Origin of the sequence: Herbaspirillum sp. Sphag64, from assembly GCF_014192645.1 — a bacterium.
Lineage (GTDB): Bacteria > Pseudomonadota > Gammaproteobacteria > Burkholderiales > Burkholderiaceae_D > Herbaspirillum.
In genome coordinates this window covers 88,346-94,515 of sequence record NZ_JACHYE010000014.1, presented here as the reverse complement: position 1 = coordinate 94,515, position 6,170 = coordinate 88,346, and the positions used below count along the sequence as shown (strand labels likewise).

Annotated in this window: 8 protein-coding genes; 3 read left to right on the top strand and 5 right to left on the bottom strand. The window is 51.0% G+C overall.

All coding sequences use genetic code 11. The annotated features are described in order from the left end of the window. Positions 1-112: 112 nt before the first annotated feature. On the bottom strand, positions 113-1,084 hold the full coding sequence (gene ispH / locus FHW66_RS18040) for a 4-hydroxy-3-methylbut-2-enyl diphosphate reductase (protein WP_183381211.1): 972 nt from the start codon (positions 1,082-1,084) through the stop codon (positions 113-115). A 45-nt stretch (positions 1,085-1,129) separates the two neighbouring features. After that, positions 1,130-1,585, bottom strand: coding sequence for a peptidylprolyl isomerase (locus FHW66_RS18035; protein WP_183381210.1), 456 nt, complete (start codon positions 1,583-1,585; stop codon positions 1,130-1,132). A 95-nt stretch (positions 1,586-1,680) separates the two neighbouring features. On the opposite strand from FHW66_RS18035, the gene radC reads away from it, so the two are divergent. The 3 genes from radC to rpmG all read left to right on the top strand — a co-directional run bounded on the left by radC (position 1,681) and on the right by rpmG (position 2,937). Then, complete coding sequence (radC, locus tag FHW66_RS18030) at positions 1,681-2,355, top strand: DNA repair protein RadC (RefSeq protein ID WP_183381209.1); 675 nt, start codon at positions 1,681-1,683, stop codon at positions 2,353-2,355. Positions 2,356-2,508: 153 nt separating this feature from the next. After that, positions 2,509-2,745: a 50S ribosomal protein L28 gene (gene rpmB, locus FHW66_RS18025; protein WP_041296590.1), complete on the top strand. Its 237-nt coding sequence runs from the start codon at positions 2,509-2,511 to the stop codon at positions 2,743-2,745. Positions 2,746-2,769: 24 nt separating this feature from the next. Continuing rightward, complete coding sequence (gene rpmG / locus FHW66_RS18020) at positions 2,770-2,937, top strand: 50S ribosomal protein L33 (RefSeq protein WP_183381208.1); 168 nt, start codon at positions 2,770-2,772, stop codon at positions 2,935-2,937. A gap of 132 nt (positions 2,938-3,069) precedes the next feature. On the opposite strand, the gene FHW66_RS18015 is transcribed toward rpmG, so the two are convergent. The 3 genes from FHW66_RS18015 to FHW66_RS18005 form a co-directional block, all read right to left on the bottom strand. Next, entirely contained in the window at positions 3,070-3,453 is a 384-nt protein-coding gene (locus FHW66_RS18015) for an MliC family protein (RefSeq protein WP_183381207.1), read from the bottom strand. A gap of 49 nt (positions 3,454-3,502) precedes the next feature. Further along, positions 3,503-4,699: an acyl-CoA desaturase gene (locus tag FHW66_RS18010; protein ID WP_183381206.1), complete on the bottom strand. Its 1,197-nt coding sequence runs from the start codon at positions 4,697-4,699 to the stop codon at positions 3,503-3,505. 112 nt (positions 4,700-4,811) lie between these two features. Next, complete coding sequence (locus FHW66_RS18005) at positions 4,812-6,140, bottom strand: mechanosensitive ion channel family protein (protein ID WP_255459050.1); 1,329 nt, start codon at positions 6,138-6,140, stop codon at positions 4,812-4,814. Positions 6,141-6,170: the final 30 nt, after the last annotated feature.

Sequence of the window (6,170 nt, the reverse complement as noted above, 5' to 3'; positions counted from 1 at the left end):
TTGCACTACCTCATGCTTGAATTTCGTTTCGTACTTCGCCATGAAAAACACCCCAAAGGTTGGATTGGTGTCCAACTTTTGGGGTGCGGTTCACTCACGAGGGGGCATGTCGTTATTGCGCGGAGTGATCTGTTACCGCGTGACGCGATCCACTGAGGCCCTTTGGCATAGGAAAAGTGACATGTTCTTCGATGCCATCGAGAATGCGGACGCTACGTGTTTCGCCTTCCTTGAGTCGATCAATCACCGCCTGCACCAAGACTTCAGGTGCAGATGCGCCTGCCGTCACACCGATACGGCGCTTGCCCGCGAGCCAGTCCGTCCTGATCTGCTCAGCGTTGTCGACCATGTAAGCAGGTACACCCTTCTTCTCTGCCACTTCTCGCAAACGGTTGGAATTGGAGCTGTTAGGGCTGCCCACGACGATCACCAACTCTACCTGCGGCGCCATGAACTTGACGGCCTCCTGTCGGTTGGTAGTCGCATAGCAGATATCGCCTTTCTTCGGTTCGGCGATCAAGGGAAATTTTTGTTTGAGCGCAGCAATGATGTCGATCGTGTCGTCCACGGATAAGGTGGTTTGCGACACATAGGCCAGCATCGCAGGATCCTTGACTTCCAGCTTGAGCACGTCCGCCACTGTTTCCACCAGATGCATACCGCTGTCGGTCTGTCCCATGGTTCCTTCGACCTCTGGGTGTCCCTCGTGTCCGATCATGATGATCTCGCGTCCTTCACGGCGCATTTTGGCAACTTCCATGTGCACCTTGGTAACCAGCGGGCATGTCGCATCAAATACTTTCAGACCACGCTCCTGGGCTTCGGACTGGACTGCCTTGGAAACGCCGTGCGCAGAAAAGATGACGGTATTACCCGCAGGCACATCCGCCAGCTCTTCAATGAAAATCGCACCTTTGTTGCGCAAATCAGCAACAACATAGGCGTTGTGTACGATTTCATGACGTACATAAATCGGCGCACCAAACTGTGTCAGTGCCCGCTCGACAATTTCAATCGCACGGTCAACGCCAGCACAGAAGCCGCGCGGTTGCGCCAGCAGGATTTCGGGAATTTGCTTGTCCATAGTGTATTCCTTGGCTATCGGTAGTCTACTCAATGAACACTTATGTCAAAGAATACCAATGATCTTGACTTCAAATTTTACGGTTTGTCCAGCCAGTGGATGGTTGAAATCAAACAGGGCCCCCTGCGCATCGATTTCGCGCAAGACACCAGCAAAGCGTCCACCGCCAGGCGCGGCGAAGTCGACCAGATCACCAATGCGATACTCCTCATCGAGTGCAGAGTTTTCTTGCAGCGTGGCACGCGAGATACGCTGAATCAATTCAGGGTTGCGCGGTCCAAACGCCTGCTCCGGACCAAGCTCAAAGGTTTGATGGGTTCCCTCTGGCAATCCCAGCAGACAAGCTTCCAGAAACGGTGCCAACTGACCTTGTCCAAATTGTAAAGTCGCAGGCTTCTCTTCGAAAGTACTGACAATATTTTCACCCGACTGGGATGCCAGACGATAGTGGAGGGTCAAATAGGCGTTTTCAGTGACGACGGGAATAGATACGTTAGACATGAACAATCTTCAAAAAGCGTGATAGCCCATTATTGTAAGCCACGAAGCCTTACTCCGTAAAAATCGATAGGAGTTGGCATGAATCAAGGAGAAGTATGGCAATTACCGACTGGCCAATTGAACACCGTCCGCGCGAGCGCCTCATTAAACAAGGCCCGCAGTCACTGTCTGATGCAGAATTACTGGCCGTATTCCTGCGAGTTGGCGTCACGGGCAAAAGCGCTGTAGATCTGGGTCGCGACATGGTGACAAGATTCGGCTCTTTGCAAGGGCTGTTCTCCGCAACCGAAAAGGATTTCTCCAGCATCCACGGGCTCGGGAAAGCTAAATATGCACAATTGCAGGCGATACTGGAGCTGGGGCGACGGGTAATATCAGAAGAACTTGAGAGTGGCACCAGCCTGCACTCCCCTCTGGCGGTAAAACAATATCTGCAAATGCTGTTTCTCGGGAAAATGCATGAGGCGTTCGTTGTGCTTTTTCTCGATGTCAAAAATCGCCTGATTTGTGCCGAACAAATGACCCGAGGCACACTATCCCAAGCCAGCGTCTACCCGCGTGAAGTGATCAAGTCGGCATTGGCGCACAACGCAGCGACAGTCATACTCGCCCACAACCACCCCTCGGGAGACGTCGAACCCAGCTCGGCGGACCTGCATCTGACAAAGCGCCTGCAACAAGCCTTGGCGCTACTGGATATTGCCGTGATTGATCACATTGTTGTGGCCGGATCAAAGACCTATTCTTTCGCTGAGCAAGGGCGGCTATAAATGCGGCCGATACTGCAAATCGCTTGCCCCACATAAATGTTAAATGCAAAAACAAAGAAGATACAATTATTTTTCGCAAGTCATTGAAATATCAGAGTTTTCTAGCTATACTCTCTTTTTTTCCAATTTCTGGAATTTTTAAGGAGCACTAACATGGCACGTGTCTGCCAAGTCACCGGGAAGGGGCCGATGGTCGGCAACAACGTTTCCCATGCGAACAACAAGACCAAGCGTCGTTTTTTGCCTAACCTGCAAAACCGCCGCATTTTCGTTGAATCCGAAAATCGCTGGGTTTCCCTGCGTTTGTCCAACGCTGGTCTGCGCGTCATCGACAAGATCGGCATCGATGCCGTTCTGGCCGACATGCGTGCTCGCGGCGAAAAAGTCTAACTAGCAGAATAAAGGAAATCTATCATGGCTAAATCAGGCCGCGACAAAATCAAGCTGGAGTCGACCGCAGGTACAGGTCACTTCTACACTACGACAAAGAACAAGCGTACAACGCCCGAAAAGATCTCGATGATGAAGTTCGATCCTAAGGCACGTAAGCACGTCGAGTACAAAGAGACCAAGATCAAGTAATTGATGTCGGTACTCTGGCAGCAACAAAAAGCCCCGCGAGAATATCTCTGCGGGGCTTTTTTATTGGTGCATTGTAGCGGCACATTCTCACATCCATGATAGAGCGATGACAACTGGGTTGCTGCTGCCTGCTCACCATCTCTCCACCTGCCGGCAGTCCTTCAATACCGGATCAGCGCCCTCTTCCCGAGAGATGTCCTCGAGAAAACCCTCTCCTCCCTTACTCCACCAGGCGTAACGATCTGCCACATAGCGAGCACCAGATGCGCTGACAACATTGACGAATATCCGCTTTTTCCCTCCGACAGATAGATAAGCTAACGCTCCCGCGTTCGTATTCAAATACCGTACCGGCAAGCGCACATCACCAGCGCATCGATAAATGACACGCTGCTGATTCAAAATGATGACACCTGGGATGTGAAAAGCAATCGGTACCGTTTTGGCAGTGACTGCATTGGAGAGAAAAATTCCAGCACCGAGTGCCGCGGCAGCTAGTGAGAGAGAAGCACGCATTTCTGCCTCACTAGCAACCTGTCAAAAATTTCAATCGACGCCAGTACAATCAAGCGTAGCTACGTAGACGCAGGGCAAACTCTCGTAGAGCCTGGATACCTGATGCCTCAGCACGAGCACACCAGTCTTGCAACTGCTGCAGCAACTGTTCACGTGTCGAGTTCGAACGTCCCCAGATTGTGCCCAGCTCTTCACGCATTTCATGCATGGTTTTGAGCGCCTTACTGTGAGTGAAGAGCTCCGAGAGCTGTTGCTTCTGATTAGCCTCCAGATCGCCAGGTTCACGCTGCAACAGATTCTTGGCGGACTTCAGGAAACCTGATTCCAGCTTGGTTTTACCAGCCAGATGTTCAATCTCGTCGCGCCATGCACGCTTGAGTGATTTCGCATACTTCGACATGACATCGTAACGATTGGCGATCACTGATTGCAATGTTTCAAAGTCAGCTACCAGCTTCTGGCGATTAAACTTGGGTTCAGGCGCGACCTTCTTGACCTTGGCCAGACCAAGTGTTTCCAGGATGCGGATATACATCCAGCCAATATCAAACTCATACCACTTCGACGACAGCTTGGCAGAAGTACCGAAGGTGTGATGGTTGTTATGCAGCTCTTCGCCACCAATGATAATTCCCCATGGGAAGACATTAGTCGAAGCATCAGTACACTCGTAGTTACGGTAGCCCCAGAAGTGACCAATACCGTTGATGATGCCGGCAGCAGTGATCGGAATCCACAACATCTGAACAGCCCAGACGGTCAAACCAATAACACCAAACAGCATCACGTCAATGATCAGCATGATGCCAACACCTTGCCAGCCATATTTGCTGTAGATGTTGTGTTCGACCCAGTCATCAGGCGTACCGTGACCATACTTTTCCATGGTCTCTGCATTCTTGGATTCGGAGCGATACAGCTCAGCACCTTCCAGCAAGACCTTCTTGATACCACGTGTCTGCGGGCTGTGTGGATCTTCGGGCGTTTCGCACTTGGCGTGGTGCTTGCGATGAATCGCAGCCCATTCCTTAGTGACCATGCCAGTCGTCATCCACAGCCAGAGACGGAAAAAGTGACTTGGAATAGCGTGCAGATCAAGCGCACGATGCGCCTGGCAACGATGCAGATAAATAGTCACGCCAGCGATCGTGATGTGCGTCATGATCAGCGTGTAAAAAAAGATCTGCCAGCCAGTGGCATGCGTCAGCCCGTTCGCCAGGAAGTCCAGAATTGAGTCTACAGTCATTACTACTCCAATAGAAATACCACAGGACAGACTCGGCTCCGACCAATTGCGAGGACCAACCCTGCCAACAAAACACACCTATATTCTTTTATTTCCGGTCATTGTACGCCAATTATCCTTCTTTGGACAGATTCGACGCTGATGCCGCAACACTTTGTGCAAAACTGCGCTCATCCATCAACCGAAGATCGCGCTTGGGGTGCGCAACCTGAATGCCGTGCAACTTGAATACTCTCCAGATTGCCCGATTGACATCTGAAGTCACATTCAGACGACCGTTTTCAGGATCTGTGATCCAGAAACCTATTTCCAGTTCCAGACCATGCTCTCCGATCTTTAACAGCAAGGCTTGCGGCAAGATCTGCCGGGATACGCGTTCGACCTCAAGTGTGGCCTTTTCGAGCATGGTCAAGACCGTTTCAATATCATCCTGATAAAGAATGGTGACATTTGTTGCCAAACGGATAATTTTTCGATGCAAGGAGTAGTTTTGTACCGGCCCCGACATGAACATCTCATTGGGCAACACCGATTCAATACCATCCAAGCCTTCAAGAATAGTGTAGCGCGAATTGATCTGGGTCACCTTGCCGAAATAACGCTCGACATTGACCATGTCACCGATGGCCAGACTGCGCTCAAACAAAATGACAATACCGGAAACATAGCTGCTGGCAATCTTTTGCAAGCCAAGTCCCAGACCAACCCCAAGGGCACCGCCAAATACCGAAAGTACAGTCAGGTCAATACCAACCAATGACAGACTGACAAGAATGGCGATCAGGATCAAGACTGCCCGCGCCAACCGGGCCACCACCGTACGCAGGGACGAGTGCATGGAGTTGAGCTTCATCAGGCGCTCTTCGAGCAGCGCTCCGATCCATAAAGCAATAATCAACGTCACCAGGACCGACGCGGTGGCTTGCAAAATGGTCAACAAAGACGTTCTGTGCCGACCGAGCGGCAGCATGGTGCTATCCAAATAATCGATGAAATCCGGCCACAAACCGGCGATGTAAAGTAAGACACCAATCCAGATCAGAGTCGCAAAGACCTTTTCAAACACCTGCAGAAAGGCACTGGCACCGGAATCCTTGATGAAGATCCGGCGCAATACATAAAACGAGAACCGCATGACCACCTGTGACATCGACAGCGGAATAAATACATCCCACAAACTCACCGACAGATGGAGCTTCAACATCAGCCGACGGGCCACTATCAACATCACCAATACAAGCAATGGCGAGAGCACATGCACGAAGCTCTTGACACCGATGTCGACGACACTGCTATCCCCCAGCGGCAAAGTAAGCATCTGCCGGAAACCACGTGAGAGGCCTAGGCCAAGAAGCACGCAAATGGCAATCACCCCCAATTGCTGCAGCAGCGCCCAAGGTGACAAATCACCAAATAGATAAGCGTAAATATCTAAAAGCAAGATCGATATATTCCTTGTTGATACACGCTG

Coding starts and splice junctions, on each gene's coding strand:
- FHW66_RS18015 (WP_183381207.1), bottom strand. CDS start 3,453: ATGCGTGCTTCTCTCTCACTAGCTGCCGCGGCACTCGGTGCTGGAATT.
- radC (WP_183381209.1), top strand. CDS start 1,681: ATGGCAATTACCGACTGGCCAATTGAACACCGTCCGCGCGAGCGCCTC.
- rpmB (WP_041296590.1), top strand. CDS start 2,509: ATGGCACGTGTCTGCCAAGTCACCGGGAAGGGGCCGATGGTCGGCAAC.
- FHW66_RS18010 (WP_183381206.1), bottom strand. CDS start 4,699: ATGACTGTAGACTCAATTCTGGACTTCCTGGCGAACGGGCTGACGCAT.
- rpmG (WP_183381208.1), top strand. CDS start 2,770: ATGGCTAAATCAGGCCGCGACAAAATCAAGCTGGAGTCGACCGCAGGT.
- ispH (WP_183381211.1), bottom strand. CDS start 1,084: ATGGACAAGCAAATTCCCGAAATCCTGCTGGCGCAACCGCGCGGCTTC.
- FHW66_RS18035 (WP_183381210.1), bottom strand. CDS start 1,585: ATGTCTAACGTATCTATTCCCGTCGTCACTGAAAACGCCTATTTGACC.